Here is a 1575-nt window from a genome sequence, read left to right on the forward strand (position 1 = left end):
CACTGTCGCCGACCGAGACGGTCAGCATCACCATCAGCGGGCTGCCGGCCGGCGCCACACTGTCGGCCGGGACGCACAACCCGGACGGCAGCTATACCCTGACCCAGGCGCAGCTGACCGGGCTGACGATCACCTCGCCAGATCCGGGCAACACCACGCTGCATGTGACGGCCACCGTCACGGACAGTTCCAGCGGCACGACGGCGACGACCAGCGCGAATGTCGGCCTGAATGTGCTGAACGTCGCCGATGCGCCGGGCCTGACGCTGCCGGCCTTGCCGCTGGCCGGGCTGGAGGACGCCTCGATCGCCTTGCCGATCGCGCTGGCCCCGCTGTCGCCGACGGAGACGGTGAGCATCACCATCAGCGGCCTGCCGGCAGGCGCCACGCTGTCGGCCGGGACACACAACCCGGACGGCAGCTATACGCTGACCCAGGCGCAGCTGACCGGGCTGACGATCACCTCGCCGGACCCTGGCAACACCACGCTGCATGTGACGGCCACCGTCACAGACAGTTCCAGCGGCACCACTGCGACGACGAGCGCCAATGTCGGGCTGAACGTGCTGAACGTCGCCGATGCGCCGGGCCTGACGCTGCCGGCGCTGCCGCTGGCCGGGCTGGAGGACGCCTCGATCGCGCTGCCAATCGCGCTGGCGCCGCTGTCGCCGACCGAGACGGTCAGCGTCACCATCAGTGGCCTGCCGGCGGGGGCCACGCTGTCGGCCGGGACGCACAACCCGGACGGCAGCTACACGCTGACCCAGGCGCAGCTGACCGGTTTGACGATCACCTCGCCGGACCCGGGCAACACCACGCTGCATGTGACGGCCACGGTAACCGACAGCAGCAGCGGCACCACCGCGACCACCTCGGCCAATGTCGGGCTGAATGTGCTGAACGTCGCCGACGCGCCGGGCCTGACGCTGCCGGCGCTGCCGCTGGCCGGGCTGGAGGATGCCTCGATCGCCTTGCCGATCGCGCTGGCCCCACTGTCGCCGACCGAGACGGTCAGCATCACCATCAGCGGGCTGCCGGCCGGCGCCACGCTGTCGGCCGGGACGCACAACCCGGACGGCAGCTATACCCTGACCCAGGCGCAGCTGACCGGGCTGACGATCACCTCGCCAGATCCGGGCAACACCACGCTGCATGTGACGGCCACCGTCACGGACAGTTCCAGCGGCACCACCGCGACGACGAGCGCGAATGTCGGGCTGAACGTGCTGAATGTCGCTGATGCGCCTGGCCTGACGCTGCCGGCGCTGCCGCTGGCCGGGCTGGAGGACGCCTCGATCGCGCTGCCAATCGCGCTGGCCCCGCTGTCGCCGACGGAGACGGTGAGCATCACCATCAGCGGGCTGCCGGCCGGCGCCACGCTGTCGGCCGGGACGCACAATCCGGACGGCAGCTATACGCTGACCCAGGCCCAGCTGACCGGGCTGACGATCACCTCGCCGGATCCGGGCAACACCACGCTGCATGTCACGGCCACCGTCACAGACAGTTCCAGCGGCACCACCGCGACGACGAGCGCGAATGTCGGGCTGAATGTGCTCAACGTGGCGGATGCGC

At 70.3% G+C, this 1575-nt stretch carries 1 protein-coding gene; it reads left to right on the plus strand.

What is annotated here, in order from left to right; translation table 11 throughout:
- Positions 1 to 1575 (plus strand): hypothetical protein (locus tag GVN67_RS28930; protein ID WP_200845448.1); only part of this gene is annotated, 1575 nt, incomplete at both ends.

The sequence above is a fragment of the Roseomonas sp. 18066 genome, from assembly GCF_902706185.1.
In the GTDB taxonomy this organism is placed as follows: Bacteria; Pseudomonadota; Alphaproteobacteria; order Acetobacterales; family Acetobacteraceae; genus Pseudoroseomonas.